Below are 21,181 nucleotides of genomic sequence, written 5' to 3'. Positions count from 1 at the left end.
TGTCAAAGGCCCCGCAGCTTGATCGCTGCGGGGCCTTTTGGCTGGTGGGCACAGACGGATTCGAACCGCCGACATCTGCTTTGTAAGAGCAGCGCTCTACCGCTGAGCTATGCGCCCTCGGGGCATGCCCCGGGAGTCCCGGTGTGGGCCGGGACAAGGGCTAAGAGTACCTGGTTCCTGGCTGGGCTTGCTGCGGGTAAGTGGGTGGGGGCCTCGCGGAGGGGTGGGGAGGGGCGGAGACTGGTGAGGTGGGTAGGGGAGGAAGGCGGGGAGAGGATGCTGCACTTCGAGGATGCCCGGGCGTGGGAGGGGTGGCTGGCCGCGCATCACGGGAGTGAGGCGGAGGCATGGTTGCTGATCGCGAAGAGGGGCTCCCGCGTCGCGGCCCTGGCGATAGAGGACGCGTTGCAGGTGGCCCTCTGCTACGGGTGGATCGACAGTGTGCGGTGGGCTCACGATGCCGGCAGCTATCTCCAGCGGTACTCGCCTCGCGGTCCCCGGAGTCCCTGGTCGGCGGCGAATGTCGAGCGGGCTCGGGTGTTGATCGCCGACGGGCGGATGGCGGAGGCCGGGATGGCCGAGGTCGAGGCCGCGCGGGCGGACGGGCGGTGGGAGGCCGCGTACGCCGGGCAACGGGAGGCGGAGGTGCCGGTCGAGCTGGCGGAGGCACTCGCCCGGTGGCCGGAGGCGGCCGCGAGGTTCGAGGCGATGGGACGGACCGCCCGGTATCAGCTGATGTTGCCGGTGCTGAAGGCCAGGACCGCGGCGGTGCGGGTCGCGCGCGCCGAGCGGGTGGTGGGGGAGTTGTCCGCCGGAGGCGGTTGATCGTCAAGGAGGCGTCAGGGTTGCCGGGACGGACGCCAAGGAGGCGTCAGGGCGGCCCGGTACGCGAGGTGGGAAGGGCTAGCTTGATCGTCGTAGGGGGCCGGCCCGGGGGTTCTGTGGGGAGCTGAACGGGCCGGATGTGCCGCCCTGCCGGGCGGAACCTTGGCGGGGTCCGCTTTCCGGCGGAGGACGGGCGAGCAGGTGAGGGGCGTGTGGCCGGGGAGTGGCCGCGCGCCCCTCGCGCGTGTCGGACGTAGGGGAGATCAGTTCGGCGGGCCGCCGAGGCCGAAGGGGTCCGGGGTGGAGGCGAGGGTCCGCAGGAAGGGATCCGGCAGCGCGGCGGCGCTGAGGCGGGTGAGCAGGTCGCGGCGGTCGGAGAGGGCGGCGCGGCGCGCGGGAGGGGCCACTGCCTCGACCCGGTCAAGGAGGGCGTGGGCGCGACGGGCGACTTGGGGGCTGCCCGCGCCGTAGAGGAGTGTCTCGTCGAGGGCGAGGGCCACCAGGTCCGGCCACTCGGGAGCTGGGTAGGCGACGCGGGGGACGTCGTTGGTGTCCAGCAGCAGGGCCGGGCCGAGCGCGCGTGTGCAGACACGGAGCAGGCCCTCCTCGATCTGGTCGAGGGCCTGGACCGCCGTCGTCGGGTCGTTGACGGCCGGGGACAGGGCGCGGATGGAGATGTCGGCCAGCAGCCGGAAGCCGTAGGAGGGGTCCTGCTCGACGGTGCGGGTGGGTCCGTAGCGGGCGCAGGCAGCGACCAGTCCGGGCAGCGTGAGGGACGGGACTTCGGCCCCGGTGAGGCCCAGGCGGCCCAGAGTGGTCCGGGTGCTGACGAACTCGCCGACGGCGACGGTCAGTTCCAGCCGCGCGTCGGCCTCGGTAAGGAGCCGGACGAGGCGGCGTTCGTCGAAGCTCTGCAGGACGCCCGGACGGCTGGGGCCAGGGACGTCGAGCCAGGTCAGCGGTTCGGTGGGCAGGCCGGGTGACGCGGGGGCGGGGCCGGAGGCGGGCGGTTCGTCGACCGGGGTCGGGAAGCTGGCGTCGACGACCAGGCGCAGCCGTTCCCCGACCGCGCGGGCGAGGCCGCCGCCGGTCACGGCGAAACGCAGCGAGGCGAGCGTGTAGAGGACGGCGACCGCGTCGATCAGCACCAGGGCGACGGCGCAGGTGACCGTCAGCCGGGGGACCGTGTCGCCACCGAGCTGGCTCAGCGCGACGAGCGCGTACAGGGCGGTCGCGACGAGCAGCGCGAAGAGGGCGAGGTAGCGCCCCATGTGCCGCAACGCGCCCACCAGACGTGGGGACATGCTCTGCACGGTCTGCAGGACGAGCGTCAGCGCCGTGATCACGAAGCCGGAGAGGGTGATCATCGCTCCCGCGATCGCTGCGAGCGCGGCCTGCGCGGTGCCGGCGTCGTAGGTCAGGCCGACCTTGGGCAGCCAGGACTCCGAGTTCGGCACGGCCCAGCCCAGCAGCGTGCCCGCAGCGATGATGCAGAGCGCGACGGCCTGGTTGCGGGCGGTGAGCTGCAGGCGCCGGTGGCGGGCCGAGCGAGGGTGCCGGGAACGCGCGGACGCGGGCCCGAACGGTCGCTCGGGCGGCGGCGTCGCGGGTGTCGCCATCCGGCGGACCTCCGGGAAAGAGGAGGGGGAAGGGTGGTACGGGTGAAGACGGGTGGGATGGAGACGGTGAGTCCCAGTAAACGGAACCGTCCCCCGGGTGCGCCCTGCCGCACCGCGTGGCGGGGGCCGTTCGGGTGAAGGAGATGCGCCTCCGATCAAGATCACCCGTCCGGCCGGTGGCCGTTGTCGCAGGTCGGGGCGTTAGGACAGCGGTCCCCCTGAGCCACCGATGTCCCCTGAGTCACTGAGTTACCGAGTCATCGACCACGTCGCCAGTCGAGGAGTCCCGTCGTGCGCCATCTCGCCTATGCCTTCGTCGCTGCCCTCACCCTCGCCGGGGGAGCGGTCGCGGCGCCCGGGGCGCAGCGGGACCTGCTGCCGCAGCAAGGGATCTACCTGCAGGCCACCGCCGGGGACGACTCCGCCGACGGGGTGTCGGACCTGACGGTCACCCGCGAGAGCGGCGGCTACCGGCTGCGCGGCTACGTCGAGTCGGTGAAGGGCTGCGTCGAGCTCAAGGCCGTCAACATGCACCTGGGCACGTACGTGGGTGGGGACTCGATCGCCAAGGTCTGCGGGGAGAACGTGCAGGCGGACGTGGACGCGTGGACGCATCACACGGACGTGGTGCTGACCGCGCTCGTCCCGCACGGGATGGACTGGGACTCGCGGATCGTCACCCTCACCGGCCGTCCTTAAGAAATCTTTATTTCGGGCGTGCCGCGGCCCGGCGACGGGGTGACCATAGGGATGGATGTACGTCGGTACCAGGTGTCAGGTGGTGGAGAGAATGCTCCCGAACCCAGCCGGTCAGCGGCGCCACCCCGTGCTCGTGACCGGGGTGGTGGCAGGTCTGATGCTCGTCGCGGCCGCCTGCAGCAGTAGTTCGAGTCCCAGTACGAGTACGAGTACCAGCGCGAGTTCACCCTCGGCCTCGATGTCGAGCGCGCCCGCGAGCAGCACCGCGGCCAGTGGTGGGGCCAGTGGTGGGGCAGTCGCGCAGGCGTGCGCCACCGGGGCGGCGCCCGCCGTCAGCGGGACGGGGCCCAGCGACACCGCGGCGGCGGGCCGCAGCGTCGCCCAGGACTTCAGCAAGTTCTTCAGCCCCGCCACCCCCGCCGGTGAGAAGGTCGGGTTGCTGCAGAACGGCCAGCACCTCACCACCGTGCTGCAGGGCTTCGCCGGGAACCCGCTCGCGGCCAAGGCGAGCGTGACCGTGACCGCCGTCCAGTTCACGAGCCCGACCACCGCCCAGGTCACCTACAACCTGTGCCAGAGCGGGACCCCGGCGTTGCCGAACGCCAAGGGGCAGGCGGTGCTGGAGAACGGCACCTGGAAGGTCTCCGACACGACCCTCTGCGCCTTGGTGGCACTCAGCAACGGCGGCAAGGCCGTGCCCGGTTGCTCGTGAGCCACGCCGCGGTACGGCACAGCGCTGCGCGGCACGGCGCGGGGTTGGCCGTGCGGCGGTCGCGGTGGTAGTCCAGTGCGAATGGCATACGAGTTGGTGATCTTCGACAACGACGGCACGCTGGTCGAGAGCGAGACCACGGCGCACACGGTCCTCTCCGGCTACCTGACCGAGCTCGGCTTGGACGTCATCGGCTACACCGCGCTGATGCCGGCCGACCGCCTCGCGCAGGCGGGGGCGACGGCGCTGATCGCGGAGCTGCGGCATGTGCTCGACCACCTGTGACGGCGCGCCGCCGGGGTCGCGCGGGCTGCCGACGTCACGTGGACGGGGGACGTCATGTGGACTGGGGGCGCTATGCGAACTGGGGGCGCTATGTGGGCCGGCGACGTCACGAGGGCAGGGCGTGGGCCTGCTCCGGGGCGCACAACGGGGCGGCGAGGTCGCCCAGTTCCGCGACCCGGGCGGCCACGTCGGCCGGGGGGAGGGCCAGGTCGGCCGGGGAGCGGCAGGCTTCGACCTCCGCCCAGGTCAGCGGCGCGGAGACGCCGGGGACGGGGGTCCTGGTGGCGCGCAGGGTGTAGGGGGCGGAGGTGGTCTTCGAGGTGGAGTTCTGCGACCAGTCCAGGAAGACCCGGCCGGTGCGCAGCGCTTTGGTCATCCGGGCCACCAGCAGGGACGGGTGGGCGGCGGCGAGGCGCTCGGCGACACGGCGGGCGTAGTCGACGGTCGCGTCGGCCGGGCTCGGGTGCAGCGGGGTGTAGAGGTGGAGGCCCTTGTTGCCGGAGGTGACCGGCCAGCAGGGCAGGCCGTCCGCGGCGAGCGCCTCGCGGACCAGCAGGGCGGCGGCGCAGCACTCGACGACGGTGGTCCCCTCGCCCGGGTCCAGGTCGACGACAAGCCGGTCGTGGCCGTCCCGCCCGGAGCCGACGGTCCACTGCGGGACGTGGATCTCCAGGCAGTACAGGTTCGCGGCCGCGATCAGGCTCGCCGGGTCGTCCAGGACCAGGTGCGGGCGGGGGCCTTCCTTGGCCTCGATCACCTCGATCCGGACCCACTCGGGTGTGCGCGGCGGGGGGTTCTTGGCGACGAAGAGCGGGCCCGTCATGCCCTCGGGGCCGCGCAGGAAAGACGCGGGGCGGTCGCGCAGGTGCGGCACCATCGCGTCGGCGACCCGGGCGTAGTAGTCGAGCATCTCCGCCTTGGACCAGGCGGACCAGAGCAGCTTGTCCAGGTGGGAGAGGAGGATCGCGTGCCCGCCGACCTGCACGGGAACCTTCGTACCGGGCATGCCTCCAGCCTGGCAGTTCCGCCCGGGGGCCGCCCCCGGGCCACCGGTCGGGCCGCCCCCGGGTCACCCCTGGGCCGCGCGGTACCCGGGTGCGGGCCCCGCACGGGTGGAGGTCGCGGGGAAACGGACATACCGTGAGGAACACCCTGCGGATCCCGTGACAGTTCGGCGCGAAAGGTTCGGCCCATGCCTCGCAGCGTCTGGACGGGCAGCATCACGTTCGGCCTGGTCGCCGTACCGGTCAAGCTCTACCCGGCCACCGAGACGCACTCCGGTCCGGTGCTCCACCAGGTGCACCGGGAGGACGGTTCACGCGTCCGGCTCAAGCGCTACTGCGAGGCGGAGGACCGGGAGGTCGAGTACGGCGAGATCGCCAAGGGCTGGGACGCGCCCGACGGCGGCGTGGTCGTGCTGACCGACGAGGACCTCGCCACGCTCCCGGTGCCCAGCAAGAAGATCATCGACGTGGTGGCCTTCGTCCCCGCCGAGCAGATCGATCCGCTGCGCTGGGACAGCCCCTACTACGTGGGTCTCGGCGACAAGGCCCCCGCCAAGCCCTACGCGCTGCTGCGCGAGGCCCTGCGCGACTCCGGGCAGGTGGCCGTCACCAAGATCACCATGCGCTCGCGCGAGTCGCTGGCCGTGCTGCGGGTCCAGGACGACCTGCTCGTGCTGCAGACCATGCGATGGCCGGACGAGATCCGCTCGGCGGAGGGCCTGGCGCCGGAGGAGGACAGCACGCTGCGCCCGCAGGAGCTGGCCATGGCCCGCTCGCTGATGGACACCCTCTCCGAGGGGTTCGACCTGGACTCCGAGAAGGACGGCTACGTGGTCGCGCTGGACGCGCTGCTGGAGGCCAAGTCCCACGGCGCCACCCCGGCGCCCGTCCCGATGGCGGAGGGCGGCGCGGAGGTCATCGACCTGATGGCGGCGCTGCGTTCCAGCGTCGCGGCGGCGAAGGCGCAGCGCGGCGAGGCCGTCCCGGACGACGCCGAGAACGGCGAGGACGGCGAGGGTGCTGAGGCCGGCGGGGCCGACGCGGAGTCCGCGCCGCCGAAGGCGCGCAAGCGCGCGGCACCGGCGAGGACGGCCACCGGCAAGGTGACGGCGAGGGCCGGGAGCCGGGAGACGGCGGCCAAGGAGACCGCCGCCAAGGAGACGGGTGCGAAGAAGTCGACCGCGAAGAAGGCCGCGGCCAAGAAGACGGCGACTCCGGCCGCCCGCAAGAGCGCGCCGCGGCGCGCGTCCTGATCGGACGGTCCGTCATGTCCCGTGCCCACACTCCGACCGCCCTCCCCGTCTACTCCCCGATGCTCGCGACGACGGCGCCGCTCCCGCGCGACGAGGCGCACTGGGCGGCGGAGGTGAAGTGGGACGGGATGCGCGTCCTCGTCTACGTGCCCGGTGACGGCAGCGTCCACGTCCGTTCCCGCACCGGCGGGGAGGCCACCGAGCGGTTCCCCGAACTTGTCGCCGTCGCCGAGGCGTTGGGGGACAGGGCCGCCGTCCTGGACGGGGAGGTGGTCGCCCTCGGCGTGAACGGCGCGCCCAGCTTCGGCGCGTTGCAGGAACGGATGAGTCTGCGCCGTCCGTCCCAGATCCAGGCCGCGCGGCACGCCACGCCCGTCACGCTGATGGTCTTCGACCTGCTGAACCGCGACGGGCGCGACCTGACCCGTCTCCCCTACGCCTCCCGCCGCGCCCAGTTGCAGGAGCTGGCGCTCGACCACGAGCATGGCGCCGTCCGCACGCCACCGGCCTGGCTCGGCGATCTGCGGTCCGCGGTGGAGTGGACGGAGGCCTACGGCATCGAGGGCATTGTCGCCAAGCGGCTCGACTCCCTCTACGAGCCCGGACGCCGCTCGCGGGCGTGGATCAAGCACAAGCACCGCCAGAGCATGGACGTCCGTCTCGGCGGATGGCTGGCCGAGCCCGCCACGGGCCGGCTGCGTAGCGTGCTGGTGGGCCTGTCGGAGCGCGAGGGACTGCGCTACCTCGGTGCCGTGGGCTCGGGCATCGGTGTGCACGAGGGCGAGGACCTGCTGGCGCTGCTGCGGCACCTGGAGACGGAGGTCTCCCCGTTCCTGGGCACGCCGTCGGATCTCGGCCGGCCTGACTCCACCGTCCACTGGGCCTCGCCCGCCCTGGCCGCAGAGGTGGAGTACCAGGAGCTCACGGCGGGCGGCATCCTGCGGCAGCCGGTGTGGAAGGGCCTGCGCGAGGTCACCCCGCAAGGGTGACCTCCCGACCCGACCGCTACCCCGACGCGACCTCGACCCGGCCCCGACCGCTACCCGGCCCCGACCCGGCCCCGACCGCTACCCGCGGGTCGAGACGAGTCCCGCCTCGTAGGCGAGGATGACCAGCTGGACCCGGTCGCGGGCGTCCAGCTTGGTCAGCAGCCGGGCCACGTGCGACTTCGCCGTCGCCACGCTGATGACGAGCGTCGCCGCGATCTCACTGTTGCTCAGCCCGCGCCCCACCAGGGTCAGGACCTCCACCTCGCGCTCGGTGATGACACCGTCCAGCTTCCGGGTCGGGCCGCCTGCGGGCGCCCCGTGGTCGGGGCGGCTGGCGAACTCCGCGATGAGGCGGCGGGTGACGCTCGGGGCGATCAACGCGTCGCCCGCGGCGACGACGCGGATCGCGCCGAGGATCTCCTCCAGGGCCATGTCCTTGACCAGGAAGCCCGAGGCGCCCGCGCGCAGCGCGCCGTAGACGTAGTCGTCGTCGTCGAAGGTGGTCAGCATCAGCACGCGCGGAGCGTCCTGTGCCTCGACGATGCGGCGGGCCGCCTCTATGCCGTCCATGCCGGGCATGCGGATGTCCAGCACAGCGACGTCGGGCTTGACCTGCGCCGCCAGGGCGACGGCCTCGCCGCCGTTGCCGGCCTCGGCGACGACGCGGAGGTCGGCGTTGTCGTTGATCAGCACGCGCAGGCCCGAGCGGACCAGCGGCTGGTCGTCGGCGAGCAGGATCCGGATCTGCGCTGGGGTGTCTGGGGCGTCGCTCATACCGTCCTCAGTTGTAGCGGCGTCGATGTCGAACTGCGGGATGTTGATCATGTCAGCTGCCGGGGCCTCACACGGTGGTTTCGGCCGTTGCGGAGGCGGACGCGGAGGTCGTAGCGGAGGCGGACGCGGAGGTCGTAGCGGAGGCGGACGCCTTCACGGGCGGGAGCGGGAGGCGGGCGGTGACCCGGAAGCCGCCCTCGGGGCGCGGACCCGCGCCGAACTCGCCGTGCAGCAGGCTGACCCGCTCGCGCATGCCGGTGATCCCGAAGCCGGAGCCGTGCTGCCCGTGCAGGCTCTTCTCCGGCCCGTGCGCCCCGTCGTCCACGACCTCCAGGGCCAGGACGTCCACGCCGTGGTCGACCAGCACGCGGCAGGAGCGCGCGCCGGAGTGCCGGACCACGTTGGTGACCGCCTCCTGCACGATGCGGTAGGCGGAGAGGTCGATGTCGTTGGGCAGCGGGCGGCGCTCGCCGCGCCGGGTGATGTCGACGCGGACGCCCGCCTCCGTCGTCGTCGCGGCGAGCCGTTCGATGTCGTCGAGGCCGGGCGCGGGGGCGAGCGGGGCGAGCAGGCTGCCGGGCTCGGGATCCGCCTGACGCAGTGCCACCAGCGTGCGGCGCAGCCCGGAGAGGGTCTCCCGGCTGGTCGCCTCGATGGCCTGGAGCGCGGCGCGGGCCTCCTCCGGCTGGCTGTCCAGGACGCGGCTGCCGACGCCCGCCTGGATGGCGATGATGCCGATGCTGTGCGCCACCATGTCGTGCAGCTCGCGGGCGATCCGCAGCCGCTCCTCGGTGATGGCCTGCTCGGTGGCCTGCACCCGGCTGGCGGCGGCGAAGATGCGCCGGGTGTGGATCGAGTTGCCGATCAGCTGGGCGAGCAGGAAGACCAGCAGCATCGGCGTGAGGTTGTAGAAACGGTCGGGCGCCAGGCCCGCCCCGAGGCGGCCGATCTCGTAGCAGAGCACCGTGGCGTAGCCCATGACGGCGGACGGCACCGCCACCTGCCGCGGCTGGGTGGCGCAGATGTAGCAGAGCGCCACCTGGGCAGGCAGCAGGTTCTCCAGGCCGAGGATCTCGAGGGGGTAGCCGGCCTGCGACGCGGTGTAGAGGGCGAGGCCGAGCAGCATCGCCATGCTCGTGCGCGGGTAGCGGCGCAGCAGCAGCGAGCCGACGGCGATCGCGAGGAACACCGACATCGGGCCCTGGTGCTCCACGCCGTTGCGCGTGCTGAGCGCACCCTGGCCCACGTTCACCACGTAGAGGGTGACCATCAGCGTCACCACTGCCTGGGCGAGGCCGGTCCAGGCCCCCGGTGGGACGCGGGAGAGCAGCGGGGGGCGAGGCGCGGCGGTCATGGCGTCGAGCCTAACGGCCGTTCTCCGACCCGGCATCGACCTGCGGGCTTACGTCTACGGGCTAGTGCGGGGGCCGCCGGTTGTCGTCGTGGGCCGGATGTGGATGACGCGGTCCGACCGGCACCGTGGAGGCATGATCGAAGTCCACGAGCTGACGAAGCGCTACGGCGACAAGACCGCTGTCGACGGCCTCTCCTTCACCGTCCGTCCCGGGCAGGTGACGGGTTTCCTGGGGCCCAACGGCGCCGGCAAGACCACCACCCTGCGGCTGATCCTCGGTCTGGACACGCCCACCTCGGGTGCGGCGACGGTCAGCGGGGTCCGATTCGCCGACCACCCGCGCGGTCTGCGGCACGTCGGGGCGCTGCTGGACGCGCACCACGTCCACCCGGGCCGCAGCGCCGAGGCGCACCTGCGGGCGCTGGCCCGCAGCAACGGCATCGCGGCGCGCAGGGTCGGCGAGGTGCTGGAGGAGGTCGGTCTGACCGAGGCCGCGCGGCGCCGGGTCGGGGGCTTCTCGCTCGGCATGAAGCAGCGCCTGGGTATCGCGACCGCGCTGCTCGGCGATCCGCCGGTGCTGATGTTCGACGAGCCGATCAACGGGATGGACCCGGAGGGCGTGATGTGGGTGCGGCGGCTCTTCCGCCGCCTGGCCGCCGAGGGACGCACGGTCTTCCTCTCCAGCCATCTGATGACCGAGATGGAGAACACCGCCGACCAGCTCGTCGTCATCGGCCGGGGCCAACTGGTGGCCGCCGAGCCGGTGCGGGAGTTCGCCGCCCGCTCCACGCGCCGTAGCGTGCTGGTCCGTACGCCGCAGGCGGCGGAGCTGACGGCCGTGCTGGTCGCTGCGGGCGCCGAGGTCGAGCCGGACGGGCACGCGGGCAGCGAGGGCCTGTCGGTCACCGGGCTCGCCGCCGAGCGGATCGGTGCGCTGGCCTTCGACAACCGCGTGATGCTGCACGAACTGACCACCCGATCCGCTTCGTTGGAGGAGGCCTTCATGGAACTGACCGCCGACCGCGTCGAGTACCTGGCAGGGCAGAGTCGATGAGCACCGTCACCTCCCTCCCGTCCCGCGCCGCGGCCGCGACGGCCGGCGCCGCGGCCGCCGGCACCCGCAGCCGGTTCACCGACCTGGTGGCCGCCGAGTGGATCAAGCTCTGGTCGCTGCGTTCGACCTGGTGGACCGCGGTCGTCGCGATCTTGGTCCCCTGGGGCGCGGCGGCGGCCGCCGCGACGGCCGACTACGACAACTGGCCGAACTACGGCCCGCGTCAGCAGGCGGCGCCGCACCTCTTCGCCGTCCACGACTCCTGGCCGCTGGAGGGTTACCTCGTCATCATGCTGGCCGCCGGCGCGCTCGGCGCGCTGGCCCTGGCGGGCGAGTACGGGAGCGGGCTGATCCGCACCACGACCGTCGCCGTCCCGGCGCGTGGCTCCGTGGTGCTGGCCAAGGCCGTCGTACAGGCGGGGGTGTGGACGGTGGTCGGCTGGATCACCGCGCTCGGCTCCTACGGGATCGCGCAGTGGATCCTCAGCGGACGCCACGCCACGATTTCGCTCGGCTACTCCGGCGTTCCTCGGGCCCTGGTCGCGGCGGCGATGATCGCGCCGGTCTGCGCGCTGATCGGCCTCGGCATCGGCGCCCTGGTCCGCCACGCGGGCGGGGCGATCGGGATCCTGACCTTCGTGGTGCTGTTGCTGCCGCAGTTCTTCTCGTTGGACAAGCAGTGGTCCGCCGACATCCGGCACCTGTTCCCCGTCTCCGCCTTCCAGCGCCTCACGGAGATCTGGACGGCACAGGCACAGCCCGGCTACTACCCGGCGACGGTCGCCGAGTCCTGGCCGGTCTACCTGGCCTGGCCGGTCCTGGCAGTGGCCGCCGCCGTCTGGATCGTCCGCCGCCGCGACGTGTGAGCGGCACTCCGCGACGTGTGAGCGGCACCCCGCGACGGCGGGCGGCATGCCCCGGTCCACCTAGGATCGGGGCATGTCGCTGCCGCACGCCATCCTCACCGCCCTGCTGGAGAGGCCGTCCTCCGGGCTGGAGCTGACGCGGCGGTTCGACCGGTCCATCGGCTTCTTCTGGGCCGCCACGCACCAGCAGATCTACCGGGAGCTCGGCAAGCTGGAACAGGCCGGGTTGATCCGGGCCATCCCCGGGCCGCCCGCCCAGGGACGGCGCAAGGAGTACGAGGTGCTGCCCGAGGGCCGCGAGGAGCTGGCCGCCTGGGTCTCCCGCAGCGATCCGCCCCGCCAGCTCCGGGACCCGCTGGCACTGCGGCTGCGCGCGGCCGGCGTCGTCGGCCTCGGGGACGTCGGCGCTGAGGTTCGCCGGCACCTGGAACAGCACGCGGCCCAGCTGGACGCCTACCGCGAGATGGAGACCCGTCAGTTCCCGCCGGACCGCCCGGGGACGGCGGAGACCCGGCTGCAGCACCTGGTGCTGGAGGCGGGGATCGAGATGGAGCGCTTCTGGACGGACTGGCTGCGCCGCGTCGACTCCGCCGTGACGGAGCTGGAAGCGGACGAGCGATCGGCTGCGGATGAGGACGTGGACGAGGACGAGGGGGAGACGACATGACGAGGGAGTTCACCTATCCGGAGGTCGGCGCGACACTCGACGCCGATCCCCTGCCTCGGGGCTACTGGTACCTGCACCACCGGTCCCGAGTCGGCCAGGGGGAGGCCGCCTTCCGCGCCGCCGCCGACGCCCTCGCGACCTTCCGGATGCACCGCGGCATCCCCGTCGGTATCCGCACCTCGGCGGCCCGCGCCGAGCCCGGCGTCGACGTGCGCGTCTCGCTGGCCGGCATCCACGCGCCGTGCCGCATCGTCCGCGTCATCGACGAGCCCGGCCGCTACGCCTGGGCCTACGGCACCCTCCCCGGCCACCCGGAGTGCGGCGAGGAGGCCTTTCTGCTCACCCGGGACGACGACGGCGCGGTCTGGTTGGACGTCACCGCGTTCAGCCGTCCCGGTATCCGGATGCTGCGACCCCTCGGCGCGCTGGTCCCGCCGATGCAGCGCCTCTACGCCCGGCGCTGCGCGCAGGTACTGCGCGGCATCGCGCGCACCGCGCAGTAGTCCCGTGGCCGGCCGGCCGCTGTGGCAGGCTGAGCCCGACAACCGAACCCCACGGACGAGGGACGGCGCGGTATGGCGCACGGCGCGCACCAGCACGGCCACGAACACGGCCACGGCCACGGCCACGGCCACCAGCACCACCAGCACGGGCACGGGTCCGGGTACGCGGACGGTGAGGGCCCCTCGTTCGTCGCGCCGCGGCCGGGGGACCGGCGGCGGATCGAGGACGTGTGGCCGTTCGTGCGGGACGCGCTGCCCGCCTCGCCCGGTTCGGTGCTGGAGATCGGCTGCGGCGCGCTGGGTGGCTTCGTGCCGCGGCTGCGCGCCGAGGGGTACCACGCCGTCGGCGTCGACCCGGAGGCGCCCGAGGAGCCCGGCTTCGTCCGCGACCGCTACGAGGACTACCGGCCCGAGGACGCCGACCTGCCGTTCGACGCGGTGGTCGCCTGCCTCTCCCTGCACCACGTCGACGATCTGGACGCGCTGCTGGCCGCGCTCGCGGAGCAGGTCCGGCCGGGTGGGCGGCTGATCCTGCGCGAGTGGGCGCGGGAGGAGTTCGACGAGGCGACGGCGCGCTGGTGCTTCGACCGCCTGCCGGAGCAGGCGCCGGAGGAGAGCCCCGGCTGGTGGCTGGCCGGCCACCGGGAGGGCTGGCGCGAGGCGGGCGGCGGCTGGGAGGCGTACTTCCAGGGCTGGGCGGGGGAGCACGGCCTGATCCCGGGAGCGACGATGCTGCGCGCGCTGGAGGCCTCCCCCTTCGAGACGGTGCGGCTGGAGCGCGACCCCTACTTCCACACCGCCCTGGCGGACGTCCCCGAGGCCGAGGAACGCGCGGCGATCGCCGCGGGCACCATCCGCGCCAACGGCCTGCGCTACGTGGGCCGGCGAAAGCCCTGAGGCCCACGCCCCGCCCGCCGGCTCCGCCCGCCCGCCCGCCCGCCTCGGCGGCGGGCCGGGACGGCGCGGCAGCCCCGCCCCGGTGCGACGCCCCGGTCGTGCGTGGGTCCGCGTCCCGTCCTCGCGTCGGCTCGCGCCGTGCGGGTGCCCCGGCCGTGTGTCAGTCCGGGCGTGTGTCAGTCCGGGCGCGGGGCCGGGCCTCGGGGCTCGCCTCGAGCTCGCGTCCCCGCCGTGATGCGTCGGCGCGGGCCCGCGCCCGGGGCAGGGCGTGCCGGTTGGACAGGGGTGTGGGGCGGGCAGCAGACTCGCTGGTCATGAGCGCACCCGTCACCGCGTCCGCGTCCGTGTCCGCCGCATCCGCCTCGCGGTCCGCGGAGTCCGCGGAGTCCGCGATGATCGCGGCGATCGACATCGGCGGCACCAAGATCGCAGGTGGGCTGGTCGACGCCGACGGGACGCTGCACCACCGCGTCGAGCGTCCCACCCGCAGGCAGGCCGCCGGGGCGGGGGAGGTCTTCGCCACCGTCGCCGAGGTGGTCGCCGACCTCGCCGCGGACCCGCGCTGGACGCGGGTCGAGCGGGTCGGCGTCGGCAGCGCCGGGCCGGTCGACATCGGCAAGGGCACCGTCAGCCCCGTCAACATCGCCGCCTGGCGCGACTTCCCGCTCGTCGCCGAGGTGAGGGCGCTGCCGCAGGTGGCGGGCGCGCCGGTGGCGCTGGGCGGCGACGCGGTCGCGATGACCGCAGCCGAGCACTGGCGCGGCGCGGCGCGCGGCTTCGCCAACGCGCTGTGCCTGGTGGTCTCCACGGGCGTCGGCGCGGGGCTGGTCCTGGACGGCCGGGTCTACGCCGGACCGACCGGGAACGCCGGGCACCTCGGCCACATCACCGTCGACCTGGACGGCGAGCCCTGCCCGTGCGGGTCGCGCGGCTGCCTGGAGCGGATGGCCAGTGGCACCGCGATCGCCGGGTGGGCGGTCGCCCAGGGCTGGCGTCCGCCCGCCGACGGTGCGACGGCTGCCGCCGTGGCCGACTCGGCGCGGGCCGGGGACGCTGTCGCCCTCGCCGCGTTCGACCGCGCCGCCCGCGCGCTCGCGGCGGGGATCGCCGCGACGGCGACGCTGGTCGAGCTGGACGTCGCGGTCCTCGGCGGCGGCGTACTGCGCGCCGGCGAGCTCCTGCTGGAGCCCCTGCGCCGGCACCTGCGCTCCTACGCGACGCTGCCGTTCACCCGCCACCTCGCGGTGCGGGCAGCCGAGCTGGGCACCGACGCCGGCCTCATCGGCGCGGCCGCCCTCGCCCTGCACTGAGCCCCACCTGCTCTGGGGCTCCGCTCACCCTCAGGGCCCGGCTCGCTCTGGGGCTCCGCTTACCTCCAGGGCCCCGCCCGCTCTGGCGCTCCGCTTACCTCCAGGGCCCCGCCCGCTCTGGCGCTCCGCTTACCTCCAGGGCCCCGCCCGCTCTGGCGCTCCGCTTACCTCCAGAGCCCCGCCCGCTCTGGCGCTCCGCTCACCCTCAGAGCGCCGCCCACCCCGGCGCCCCGCTTGCCCGAGAACCCCGGTCACCCCTGAGGCCCGCCCCTCTGGCAACCGCTGGCCCAAGGCCCCGCCAGGGCCGTTGCCGCGTACCGCCCTGGCGGGCGTGGTCAGACCGTCCGAAGATCAACCTTCGGCATGTCATATCACGCTTAATTCGGGCAAATGCCTTGTAATGGGCGCATGAGTCTGCTGCGAGAGAATGCGGTCCTCGCCCTGTTCGCGTGTCTGGCCCTCGGCTATCTCGTGGGCAAGCTCCGCGTCGGGCCGATCACCCTGGGCGGCATCTGCGGCACGCTCATCGTGTCGATGCTGATCGGCGCCCAGCACGTCAGCGTCAACTCCGACGTCAAGAACGTCGCGTTCGCGCTCTTCATTTTCTCCCTCGGGTACATGGCCGGGCCTCAGTTCTTCGCCAACCTCAACGCCAAGGGCCTGCGCTTCGGGGTGCTCTGCATCATGGAGGCGGTCCTGGTCATCGCCCTGGCGATCATGTTCGCGACCGGCTTCAACCTGGACACCGGCACCGCCGCCGGCATCCTGGCCGGCTCCGCGACCGAGTCGGCCGTCGTCGGCACCGCGCAGGACGCGATCGCCAAGCTCCCGGGCATCACCCACGACCAGGTGACGACGCTCCAGGGTCACGTGGCCACTGCGTACTCGGTCTGCTACCTCTTCGGTCTGATCAGCATCGTCATGCTGACCAGCCAGATCTTCCCGCTCATCCTGCGGATCAAGCTGCCGGAGGCCAGCCGCGAGGTCTGGGAGAAGATGCGCGGCGACGACCCCTCCCTGGGGGCGGACGAGACGGCGGCGCTGCCGGCCCTGGTCGGCCGCACCTACCTCGCCTCCCAGGGGGAGGGTTCCACGATCACCCAGCTGGAGCGCGGTGGCGACGGCCTGGTGACCATCGAGGGCGTCATGCGCGGCGGCAAGCTCATCGACCTCGCCCCCGACCTGCGTCTGCGGCGCGGAGACCGGGTGCTGGTGGTCGGTCGCCGGGCCGAGGTCATGGACACGGGCCACGAGCTGGGCCCGGAGACTCCCGGTGTCCCCGGCCTGGACGCGCCGCTCGCGGTCAGGCAGATCGTCATCACCAAGAAGGAGATCGCCGGCAAGACGCTGAGCGCGCTCAAGCAGGACATCGCCGACGGCGTCTTCTTCACCGACATCGAGCGCGTGGACCACCACGTGCCGGCCGTCGGCGAGACCGAGCTGCACATCGGTGACAGCGTCACCGTCGTCGGCTCGCATTCCCGTGTCGAGCGGTTCGCCGGGAAGGTCGGCGCGATCGTCCGCCAGGACGCGGCGGACTACATCTACATCTCGCTCGGCATCTGCCTGGGCGTGCTGCTGGGCATGGTCAACGTCAGGCTGGGCTCGGCGAACCTCACCCTCGGCACGGGCGGCGGCTGCCTCATCTCCGGGCTCCTCTTCGGCTGGCTGCGCGCCCAGCGCCCGACGTTCGGCGCGTACCCGCCGGTCGCGGCGCAGACCGCGAAGGACCTGGGCCTGTCGGTCTTCATCGCGGTCACCGGCATGGCCGCGGGCCCGGACGCCGGTCCGCTGCTGAAGCAGTACCCCGTGCTGCTGCCCGCGGCGGGCATCGTCATGGTGGTGGTCCCGGCGTTCCTCGGGCTCTTCATCGGCCGCAGGTTCCTGAAGATCGAGAAGCCGATCCTGATCGGCGCGATCGCGGGCCAGCAGTGCAGTACGCCGGCGATCACGGCGGTCACGAACGTGGCCCAGAGCAGCGTGCCGATGCTCGGCTACACGATCACCTACACGCTCTCGAACTTCCTCCTGCCCCTGACGGGGCCCCTTCTGGTCGGAGTTCTGGGTCTACGGACGTAAGGGGCGCGAGGCCCTGCTCGATCAACTGCGTGCGCGAGCAACCACCGGCGTGCGGATGGCCCTGTTCGACGGGGACCGACCGCACGCCGGTGGCTTGTCGCGCCCACGCAGGGGGCACCTCCCGGCCGAAGGCTGGGGGAGGAGCCGCATATCGGCGGAGCCTCGCGCCCCTGAGGTCGTCAGTGGTGGCCGTTAGAGTTCACGGCATGGAGATCAAGGTCCACTGGGTCGAGATACCCACTCCGCTGCCCACCGGCCCGGTGCGGCTCGCCCTCACGGACCAGGGCGTCCTCGGGGCCTCCTTCGCCGACGGCGACATGCTGCAGCAGTCGCGTGGCGGGGACGCCGCACCCGAGGGGGACGAGCGGGCGGCGCGGGTCGCCGCCCGGGTGGGCGAGTACTTCGCCGGGCGGCGGCGCGCCTTCGAGCTGCCGCTCGACTGGCGGTGGACGGACGGGGTGCAGCGTCAGGTCCTGCAGACGCTGGAGCGGAACGTGGCCTACGGCCACACGGTCACCTACGGGCAGTTGGCCGCCCGCAGCGGGGCGTTCGAGCAGGAGGTGGAGCAGCATCTCGCCGCCCGTGCGGTCGGCCAGATCATGGGGTCGAACCCGCTCTTCCTGCTGGTTCCCTGTCACCGCGTGGTCGCCGCGGACGGGCTGGGCGGCTTCGGTGGCGGGGAGGCCGGGATGGCGGTGAAGCGATGGCTGCTGACGCTGGAGGGCGTTCTGCCGCCGACGCTGGACTGGGACGGTCCGGACGTCCCAGCCTGACGCCGTAGGCCGCGCAGGCCAGGGCGAGGACGCCGAGGGCGACGAAGGCCAGCCGGTACGCGCCGGCCGGCGGCGCGCTCGCGTGGGCGGCGGAGGACGAGGTGGAGGACGAGTCGAGCACGAGCACCGCGGTGACGGTGGCGGGGGCCAGTGCGGACGCGGTCTGCCGCATGACGGTGCTCAGCGTCGCGGCCTGCGCCGCGTCCGCGCGGCCGAGGCTGGTGAGGGAGGCCGCGGTGAGCGGCAGGTAGACCGCGCCCATGGCCAGGCCCAGCAGGAACATGACGAGACGGAAGGTCCACAGGCCGGTGCCCACGCCGGTCGTGCCCGCCGCCCACAGTTCGACGCAGGCGACGCCGAGCAGGCCCGCGCCGACCAGCGGGCCGGGGCCGACGCGGTGGTAGACCCGCCCGACCACCTGCACGGTCAGCAGGATGCCGACCGCCTCGGTGCAGGTCGCGGTGCCGGAGTCGAGCGCGCTGCGGCCCTGCAACTGCTGGACGACCAGGGGCACGAGGAACATCGCCCCGAGGAACGGCACCAGCCCGAGTGCGTTCAGCACGCCGGCGCGGCGGAACAGCCTGTCCTGGAAGAGCCGGACCCGCAGGGCCGGCTGCGCCGTCCGCCACTGGTGCCGGCCCGCCGCGCCCAGCAGCGCCGTACCGGCGAGCAGCGTGGCGAGCACGGGCGGCGCGTTCCAGCCGAGGTCGGGTCCGGTGCAGACGCCGTACATCAGCGCGGCCAGCCCGACCGCGCTGAGCAGCAGGCCGGGTACGTCCAGGCGCCGCGAGCGGGCGTCGTCCGCCGTCGGCTCCCGCAGGAAGGCGACGCCGAAGGCGAGCGCGGCGAGCCCGAGCGGCAGGTTGACCAGGAAGACCCAGCGCCAGCCGAGGGTGTCCACCAGCACGCCGCCGAGCACCGGCGCCAGCGCGGGGGCGAGCTGCTGAGGGATGATCAGGATGCGGCTGAGCCGCACCTGTTCCCGCGCGCTGAAGGTGCGGAAGAGCAGGCCCTGGCTGACGGGCGTGAGCAGGCCCGCGGCCGCGCCCTGCACGGCGCGGAACAGGACGAGCTGCGGCAGGTCGCCCGCCAGGCCGCAGAGCGCGGAGGCGAGGGTGAACAGGGCCAGCCCGAGCAGCAGCATCCGTCGGCCCCCGAACCGTTCCAGCAGCCAGGCGGAGGCGGGCACCATGAGGGCCAGGCAGACGGGATAGACCACGACGACGCTGTCGAGGGCGGCGGGGGAGATGTGGAAGTGCCGGCCGAGGGAGGGGAGGGCCACGGTCGTGATCACACCGTCGACAATGACGAGGAACACCGACGCGAGGTACATGACGGGAACGGCCACGTGTTGGCTGCGAAGTGCGGCGGTCACAGATACTGAGCATACTCACTATGTGAGTACTCACCAATAATTTCCGAACGAGGACGGGCGCGTGATGGGCAAGCAGCGACGGCACGGCAGCAGTGACGTCCTGGTGGACGAACTCTTCGACACCACAACGGACCTGCGCTCCTACGTGGAGGGCCGGCTGCGGCCGCTCGGCGCCTCGGTGGCACGGCTGCGCGCGCTGCGGATGCTCGCGCGCGAGGGCGTGCCGCTGCGCATGCGCGACCTGAGCGACATGCTCGGCGTGGCGGCGCGGACCACGACCACGCTCGTGGACGGCCTGGAACGCGACGGCCTGGTGGAGCGGGTCCGCCATCCCGACGACCGGCGGGCCTTCCTGCTGAGCCTGACCGACACCGGGCGCAGCCACCACGCCGCGGCGGAGGCCGAGGACGCCCGTGCGCTCGCCGCCGCGACGGGCTCGCTGAGCCCGGCCGAACGCGAGCAACTGCGCGCCCTGCTCGCCCGTATCCGCGAGGCGGTCAGCCCCTCGGGCGCGGAGGTCGATCCCGCGGCGGAGGGCTGATCAGCCCTTCCGTGCCGCCGCGACGATCTTCTCGACGGTGTGGTGGAACCGGCCCGTGGCCCGCACCCCGAAGGCCTTCTCCAGCAGCGGGACGGGGTTGGCCGGGCCGCGGTCGCCGAGCAGCCGGTAGAGCACGTACGCGGTGGCGCCGTGCAGCCCCACCACCTCCCACTCGCCCTTCGGCGAGACCTGCGGCAGCACCGCCTGGTCCAGCTCGCCGGTGGTGAACAGCAGGCTGAACCGCTCGTGCTCGGCGCGCTCCATCCCGCCGAACGGCGCGGCGGCGTGGGCCTCCTCGACCTCGGCCAGCGTGTAGAGCGCGGTCGGGACCTCGAAGCCGAAGGCCTGTTCCAGCCGCTGCTCGATCTCCGTGCGCAGCGTGGCCCGGTCCTGGCGGGCCGTGGTGAAGAAGACGTTGCCGCTGGCGATGTACGTGCGCACCGGCCCCAGGCCGAGCTCGTCGAGCTCGGTCCGGAGCCGGGCCATCTCGACCTTCCGCTTGCCGACGTTCACGGCCCGCAGGAAGGCGACGTAGGGGATCTGAACGGCACTCATGTGCCGATCCTAGGCGTCGGTGGGGTTCTGGGCAGCCAAGAGGATCACCAGGCGTAGTCCTCGGGGGCCGGCCGGTGTCCGGGGAAGATCCGGTCGAGCTCGGCCAGCGTGTCCTCGTCCAGCTTCAGCTCCAGTGCGGCGAGGGCGGTGTCCAGCTGCCCCGCCGTCCGCGGACCGACGATCGGTGCTGTCACGGCGGGCTGGTGCAGCAGCCAGGCCAGAGCGACGGTGCCCGGCTCGGTGCCGAGCTTGTCGCACAGGTCCTCCCACTCGCGCAGCTGCGCGAGCTTCGTCTCGTCCAGGTTCTTCAGCCGCTCCGCGCCGCGCACGCCACCCTCGTTCGCCGCCTTGCGCAGCGCGCCGCCCAGCAGTCCGCCCTGGAGCGGGGACCACGGGATCACGCCGAGGCCGTGGTACTGCGCCGCCGGCAGCACCTCCAGCTCGACGGTCCGCGCCATCAGGTTGTAGAGCGACTGCTCGGCCACCAGCCCGACGTTGTCGCGCCGCGCCGCCGCGCCCTGCGCGGTGGCGATGTGCCAGCCCGCGAAGTTGCTGCTGCCGACGTAGAGGATCTTGCCCTGCTGGACCAGGACCTCCATCGCCTGCCAGATCTCGTCCCAGGGCGTGGCCCGGTCGACGTGGTGCATCTGGTAGAGGTCGATGTAGTCGGTGCCGAGGCGCTTCAGGCTCGCGTCGCAGGCCCGGCGGATGTTGAGGGCGGACAGCTTGCCGCTGTTGGGCCAGGGGCCCGGCGCACCCGGGGTCGGCATGTCGCCGTAGAGCTTGGTGGCCAGTACGGTTCGCTCCCGGCGGCCGCCGCCCTGGGCGAACCAGCTGCCGACGATCTCCTCGGTGCGGCCCCGGTTCTCGCCCCACCCGTAGACGTTCGCCGTGTCGAAGAAGTTGACGCCGCGGTCGAGGGCGGCATCCATGATCGCGTGCGCCGGGGCCTCTTCGGTGTGCGGGCCGAAGTTCATGGTGCCCAGGCACAGCCGGGAGACGGACAGGCCGGTGCGGCCGAGTGAGGTGTAGTCCATGCGGCTACCC

General features: G+C 73.2%; 21 protein-coding genes, 1 tRNA gene and 2 pseudogenes. 15 read left to right on the top strand and 9 right to left on the bottom strand.

The features are described from left to right. Positions 1-42: 42 nt before the first annotated feature. Positions 43-117 (bottom strand) — tRNA-Val (locus tag ABH931_RS03315). A 159-nt stretch (positions 118-276) separates the two neighbouring features. On the opposite strand from ABH931_RS03315, the gene ABH931_RS03310 reads away from it, so the two are divergent. Further along, a complete protein-coding gene (locus tag ABH931_RS03310; RefSeq protein WP_370109676.1) occupies positions 277-825 on the top strand; it encodes a YdeI family protein in 549 nt (182 codons plus the stop codon). Positions 826-1,088: 263 nt separating this feature from the next. Here the strand turns inward: ABH931_RS03310 and ABH931_RS03305 are convergent, their stop codons facing one another. Next, complete coding sequence (locus ABH931_RS03305) at positions 1,089-2,444, bottom strand: DUF2254 family protein (RefSeq protein WP_370109674.1); 1,356 nt, start codon at positions 2,442-2,444, stop codon at positions 1,089-1,091. Between the two features lie 291 nt (positions 2,445-2,735). Here ABH931_RS03305 and ABH931_RS03300 point away from each other — a divergent pair, with 291 nt between their 5' ends. Further along, the gene (locus tag ABH931_RS03300; protein WP_370109673.1) at positions 2,736-3,143 is read left to right on the top strand and encodes a hypothetical protein; all 408 of its coding nucleotides are present in this window, start codon (positions 2,736-2,738) and stop codon (positions 3,141-3,143) included. Between the two features lie 111 nt (positions 3,144-3,254). Here the strand turns inward: ABH931_RS03300 and ABH931_RS03295 are convergent, their stop codons facing one another. Further along, the gene (locus ABH931_RS03295) at positions 3,255-3,539 is read right to left on the bottom strand and encodes a hypothetical protein (RefSeq protein ID WP_370109671.1); all 285 of its coding nucleotides are present in this window, start codon (positions 3,537-3,539) and stop codon (positions 3,255-3,257) included. Positions 3,540-3,579: 40 nt separating this feature from the next. Between ABH931_RS03295 and ABH931_RS03290 the strand changes: the two genes are divergently transcribed. After that, a complete protein-coding gene (locus ABH931_RS03290) occupies positions 3,580-3,855 on the top strand; it encodes a hypothetical protein (RefSeq protein ID WP_370109670.1) in 276 nt (91 codons plus the stop codon). A gap of 81 nt (positions 3,856-3,936) precedes the next feature. Further along, a pseudogene (locus ABH931_RS03285) lies at positions 3,937-4,035 on the top strand (hydrolase); the annotation flags it as partial. A gap of 211 nt (positions 4,036-4,246) precedes the next feature. Here ABH931_RS03285 and ligD (ABH931_RS03280) read toward each other — a convergent pair. Then, on the bottom strand, positions 4,247-5,146 hold the full coding sequence (gene ligD, locus ABH931_RS03280) for a non-homologous end-joining DNA ligase (RefSeq protein ID WP_370109668.1): 900 nt from the start codon (positions 5,144-5,146) through the stop codon (positions 4,247-4,249). 186 nt (positions 5,147-5,332) lie between these two features. On the opposite strand from ligD (ABH931_RS03280), the gene ABH931_RS03275 reads away from it, so the two are divergent. Then, positions 5,333-6,397, top strand: coding sequence for a Ku protein (locus ABH931_RS03275; RefSeq protein ID WP_370109666.1), 1,065 nt, complete (start codon positions 5,333-5,335; stop codon positions 6,395-6,397). Between the two features lie 14 nt (positions 6,398-6,411). Beyond that, positions 6,412-7,386, top strand: coding sequence for a non-homologous end-joining DNA ligase (ligD, locus tag ABH931_RS03270; RefSeq protein WP_370109664.1), 975 nt, complete (start codon positions 6,412-6,414; stop codon positions 7,384-7,386). Between the two features lie 78 nt (positions 7,387-7,464). Here ligD (ABH931_RS03270) and ABH931_RS03265 read toward each other — a convergent pair whose 3' ends face one another. Together ABH931_RS03265 and ABH931_RS03260 are read right to left on the bottom strand one after the other, a co-directional pair. Beyond that, positions 7,465-8,160: a response regulator gene (locus ABH931_RS03265; protein ID WP_370109662.1), complete on the bottom strand. Its 696-nt coding sequence runs from the start codon at positions 8,158-8,160 to the stop codon at positions 7,465-7,467. 67 nt (positions 8,161-8,227) lie between these two features. Further along, positions 8,228-9,514 carry a sensor histidine kinase gene (locus tag ABH931_RS03260; RefSeq protein WP_370109660.1) on the bottom strand — a complete coding sequence of 429 codons (1,287 nt, stop codon included), beginning with the start codon at positions 9,512-9,514 and terminating at the stop codon, positions 8,228-8,230. A 133-nt stretch (positions 9,515-9,647) separates the two neighbouring features. Between ABH931_RS03260 and ABH931_RS03255 the strand changes: the two genes are divergently transcribed. The 8 genes and pseudogenes from ABH931_RS03255 to ABH931_RS03220 all read left to right on the top strand — a co-directional run. Beyond that, a complete protein-coding gene (locus ABH931_RS03255) occupies positions 9,648-10,568 on the top strand; it encodes an ABC transporter ATP-binding protein (RefSeq protein ID WP_370109658.1) in 921 nt (306 codons plus the stop codon). Next, entirely contained in the window at positions 10,565-11,434 is an 870-nt protein-coding gene (locus tag ABH931_RS03250; RefSeq protein ID WP_370109656.1) for an ABC transporter permease subunit, read from the top strand. The genes ABH931_RS03255 and ABH931_RS03250 overlap by 4 nt, the downstream gene beginning before the upstream one ends. Before the next feature lie 73 nt (positions 11,435-11,507). Next, entirely contained in the window at positions 11,508-12,101 is a 594-nt protein-coding gene (locus ABH931_RS03245) for a PadR family transcriptional regulator (RefSeq protein WP_370109654.1), read from the top strand. After that, positions 12,098-12,604 carry a DUF1990 family protein gene (locus tag ABH931_RS03240; protein ID WP_370109652.1) on the top strand — a complete coding sequence of 169 codons (507 nt, stop codon included), beginning with the start codon at positions 12,098-12,100 and terminating at the stop codon, positions 12,602-12,604. Before ABH931_RS03245 ends, ABH931_RS03240 begins: the two co-directional genes overlap by 4 nt. A gap of 72 nt (positions 12,605-12,676) precedes the next feature. Next, positions 12,677-13,501, top strand: a complete 825-nt coding sequence (locus ABH931_RS03235; protein ID WP_370109650.1) for a class I SAM-dependent methyltransferase — start codon at positions 12,677-12,679, stop codon at positions 13,499-13,501. Between the two features lie 392 nt (positions 13,502-13,893). After that, the gene (locus tag ABH931_RS03230; protein ID WP_370110047.1) at positions 13,894-14,811 is read left to right on the top strand and encodes an ROK family protein; all 918 of its coding nucleotides are present in this window, start codon (positions 13,894-13,896) and stop codon (positions 14,809-14,811) included. Between the two features lie 408 nt (positions 14,812-15,219). Next, entirely contained in the window at positions 15,220-16,890 is a 1,671-nt protein-coding gene (gene aspT / locus ABH931_RS03225) for an aspartate-alanine antiporter (RefSeq protein ID WP_370109648.1), read from the top strand. Between the two features lie 206 nt (positions 16,891-17,096). Beyond that, a pseudogene (locus tag ABH931_RS03220) lies at positions 17,097-17,558 on the top strand (methylated-DNA--[protein]-cysteine S-methyltransferase); the annotation flags it as partial. Here ABH931_RS03220 and ABH931_RS03215 read toward each other — a convergent pair. After that, positions 17,488-19,038: a DHA2 family efflux MFS transporter permease subunit gene (locus ABH931_RS03215; protein ID WP_370109646.1), complete on the bottom strand. Its 1,551-nt coding sequence runs from the start codon at positions 19,036-19,038 to the stop codon at positions 17,488-17,490. The pseudogene ABH931_RS03220 and the gene ABH931_RS03215 overlap by 71 nt on opposite strands. Positions 19,039-19,102: 64 nt before the next feature. Here ABH931_RS03215 and ABH931_RS03210 point away from each other — a divergent pair, with 64 nt between their 5' ends. Next, a complete protein-coding gene (locus tag ABH931_RS03210) occupies positions 19,103-19,579 on the top strand; it encodes a MarR family winged helix-turn-helix transcriptional regulator (protein ID WP_370109645.1) in 477 nt (158 codons plus the stop codon). Here the strand turns inward: ABH931_RS03210 and ABH931_RS03205 are convergent, their stop codons facing one another. Continuing rightward, positions 19,580-20,134, bottom strand: a complete 555-nt coding sequence (locus tag ABH931_RS03205; protein ID WP_370109643.1) for a DUF1697 domain-containing protein — start codon at positions 20,132-20,134, stop codon at positions 19,580-19,582. A 44-nt stretch (positions 20,135-20,178) separates the two neighbouring features. Further along, entirely contained in the window at positions 20,179-21,171 is a 993-nt protein-coding gene (locus ABH931_RS03200) for an aldo/keto reductase (protein WP_370109641.1), read from the bottom strand. Positions 21,172-21,181 lie beyond the last annotated feature (10 nt).

The sequence above is a fragment of the Streptacidiphilus sp. MAP12-33 genome (assembly GCF_041261265.1).
GTDB lineage: Bacteria > Actinomycetota > Actinomycetes > Streptomycetales > Streptomycetaceae > Streptacidiphilus.
The sequence above is the reverse complement of the archived record's forward strand: the minus strand, read 5'-3'. Positions and strand labels throughout refer to the sequence as shown.

Excerpts from the sequence above, each read along its gene's own strand:
- ligD (WP_370109664.1), top strand. The coding sequence starts at position 6,412 with ATGTCCCGTGCCCACACTCCGACCGCCCTCCCCGTCTACTCCCCGATG.
- ABH931_RS03210 (WP_370109645.1), top strand. The coding sequence starts at position 19,103 with ATGGGCAAGCAGCGACGGCACGGCAGCAGTGACGTCCTGGTGGACGAA.
- ABH931_RS03250 (WP_370109656.1), top strand. The coding sequence starts at position 10,565 with ATGAGCACCGTCACCTCCCTCCCGTCCCGCGCCGCGGCCGCGACGGCC.
- ABH931_RS03310 (WP_370109676.1), top strand. The coding sequence starts at position 277 with ATGCTGCACTTCGAGGATGCCCGGGCGTGGGAGGGGTGGCTGGCCGCG.
- aspT (WP_370109648.1), top strand. The coding sequence starts at position 15,220 with ATGAGTCTGCTGCGAGAGAATGCGGTCCTCGCCCTGTTCGCGTGTCTG.
- ABH931_RS03200 (WP_370109641.1), bottom strand. The coding sequence starts at position 21,171 with ATGGACTACACCTCACTCGGCCGCACCGGCCTGTCCGTCTCCCGGCTG.
- ligD (WP_370109668.1), bottom strand. The coding sequence starts at position 5,146 with ATGCCCGGTACGAAGGTTCCCGTGCAGGTCGGCGGGCACGCGATCCTC.
- ABH931_RS03305 (WP_370109674.1), bottom strand. The coding sequence starts at position 2,444 with ATGGCGACACCCGCGACGCCGCCGCCCGAGCGACCGTTCGGGCCCGCG.
- ABH931_RS03205 (WP_370109643.1), bottom strand. The coding sequence starts at position 20,134 with ATGAGTGCCGTTCAGATCCCCTACGTCGCCTTCCTGCGGGCCGTGAAC.
- ABH931_RS03255 (WP_370109658.1), top strand. The coding sequence starts at position 9,648 with ATGATCGAAGTCCACGAGCTGACGAAGCGCTACGGCGACAAGACCGCT.
- ABH931_RS03275 (WP_370109666.1), top strand. The coding sequence starts at position 5,333 with ATGCCTCGCAGCGTCTGGACGGGCAGCATCACGTTCGGCCTGGTCGCC.
- ABH931_RS03260 (WP_370109660.1), bottom strand. The coding sequence starts at position 9,514 with ATGACCGCCGCGCCTCGCCCCCCGCTGCTCTCCCGCGTCCCACCGGGG.
- ABH931_RS03245 (WP_370109654.1), top strand. The coding sequence starts at position 11,508 with ATGTCGCTGCCGCACGCCATCCTCACCGCCCTGCTGGAGAGGCCGTCC.
- ABH931_RS03235 (WP_370109650.1), top strand. The coding sequence starts at position 12,677 with ATGGCGCACGGCGCGCACCAGCACGGCCACGAACACGGCCACGGCCAC.
- ABH931_RS03265 (WP_370109662.1), bottom strand. The coding sequence starts at position 8,160 with ATGAGCGACGCCCCAGACACCCCAGCGCAGATCCGGATCCTGCTCGCC.
- ABH931_RS03240 (WP_370109652.1), top strand. The coding sequence starts at position 12,098 with ATGACGAGGGAGTTCACCTATCCGGAGGTCGGCGCGACACTCGACGCC.
- ABH931_RS03230 (WP_370110047.1), top strand. The coding sequence starts at position 13,894 with ATGATCGCGGCGATCGACATCGGCGGCACCAAGATCGCAGGTGGGCTG.